Here is a 1784-nt window from a genome sequence, read left to right on the forward strand (position 1 = left end):
CCAACTGGATGTGGATGTACAACCACGAACGCCCAAACATGGCCTTGGGCGGCATCACCCCGAAACAGCGGTTGGCCATGACCGCATGAATCTACTTCTCAGCCCGATGCGTTTCGGGGGGATTACCATCTATATTCTTTGTTAGCCAACTTAAAAATAGAGGTGATGATTTATGAAGATAAACAAGATTTGTCATGATTTTAAAGTAGATCCGCGTCCCCTTGTGGTATTTGGTGCTGGAGGACATGCTGTGAGTGTCATGAATGTAGCGCTCTCTGCTGGATACAAAGTAAAACACTTCATCGATGAGAGAAAACAGGGTTCGAGTTTATTTGGCCACAACATTATTGGCAACATTGCAGAATTGAATGACTTAACAGCCTTTAACTATGCGATTGCAGTCGGCGATAATTATTTAAGAGAAAAAATATACAGAGAATTGACAAAAATATCGTCAAATCTATACTTTCCGCCACTCATTCACTCATCTGCGGTCATTTCCCTATTCTGTGAAATCGGAGATGGCGTTGTTATTATGCCGAAGGCGGTCATTGGCCCAAACTGCAAAGTGGGTAATTTTTGCTTAATCAATACACAATCCTCTATAGATCATGATTGCGAAATGTCTGACTACTCTTCGTTGGCACCTGCATCCGCAACCGGTGGTTTTGTCAGAATTGGCCTTAGGTCTGCCATATCTATTGGCGCCGTTGTAAAACACGGGATCAGGATTGGGGACGATTGTGTTATTGGAGCGAACAGCTATTTAAACAAAGATTTACCTAACAACCTGATTGCATATGGTACACCGGCGAGGCAAGTTCGAGCTCGGAATATTGGAGACCCGTACCTGAAGTGATTGGGAAATTACATACAAGGCGGAATCAATAACAAAGATCAAAATCTAACCAGTAAATTTCGCCGCCAGTTGTTTTCCAAGCCTCTGGAAGGGGCTTTCAACCAGAACATGTATCAGCCAAGACAAGAATAGGCAGGCAATGGTAACAATCAGAAGGGAAACCCACGCCATGAAACCCTTATCAAGCATGATTCGAAGTGCAACATATCCAGCGACACCGTGAATGACATACAGCGGATAGCTAATGTCGGCAAGAAAATCAAACACAGGGTTTGATTTGAATAGGTTTGGAAATGAATACGCAAAAGCAAAAGTCAAAAGTGCGAATGCATAGCTCCAAGCCACCCCAAAGTTGGCCGAATATGGCCCTACCCACCAATGAATGCAGAACATTGTGAACAACCCACCGATACCGAGATAAGCCCTATCGGCTTCAATCTTTTCACGATAAAGGTAGTGAAACAACACACCAATAAACATATAGATAATGTACTGCGACACGGTCATGTATGTCATGACAAGTTGCCAAGCAGATGCGTTTGTTCTGCCCCAAACTGGAATCACCTTATTTAGGTACAACGCGAGCACAAAAAGCGCAACTGGTGCAAAGAACACCTTCAGGGACTGCCGCCGAAACCAAACGATTAGTATCGCACACAAGAGATAGAACTTTATCTCGATCTCTAGCGTCCATACTATGCCATCGATTGCCCTTGACCACATGATATCCCGGATTCCCGGGATGTAGTGAATCAGCACCTCTCGAACGCTGAACGGCCATTCTTTTGAGAAGTACTGGGGTAATCCCCCCGAAAAACCGGCGGGGCGAGAAGTAGAAGTTTTCGAAGGAGAATTTCTACATGAAGAAGTCAAGGTTTACCGACAGCCAGATCATGGATGCGCTCAAGCGGGTGGAGGCCGGCTT

At 44.8% G+C, this 1784-nt stretch carries 2 protein-coding genes; one reads left to right on the forward strand and one right to left on the reverse strand.

Annotated features, from left to right (window positions below):
• Positions 1 to 172: 172 nt before the first annotated feature.
• The gene (locus ACFQNJ_RS19265) at positions 173 to 859 is read left to right on the forward strand and encodes an acetyltransferase (RefSeq protein ID WP_382260363.1); all 687 of its coding nucleotides are present in this window, start codon (positions 173 to 175) and stop codon (positions 857 to 859) included.
• A 45-nt stretch (positions 860 to 904) separates the two neighbouring features.
• Here the strand turns inward: ACFQNJ_RS19265 and ACFQNJ_RS19270 are convergent, their stop codons facing one another.
• The gene (locus ACFQNJ_RS19270) at positions 905 to 1618 is read right to left on the reverse strand and encodes an acyltransferase family protein (RefSeq protein ID WP_382260365.1); all 714 of its coding nucleotides are present in this window, start codon (positions 1616 to 1618) and stop codon (positions 905 to 907) included.
• Positions 1619 to 1784 lie beyond the last annotated feature (166 nt).

It is taken from the genome of Hydrogenophaga bisanensis (genome assembly GCF_042665135.1).
Classification (GTDB): domain Bacteria; phylum Pseudomonadota; class Gammaproteobacteria; order Burkholderiales; family Burkholderiaceae_C; genus Hydrogenophaga; species Hydrogenophaga bisanensis.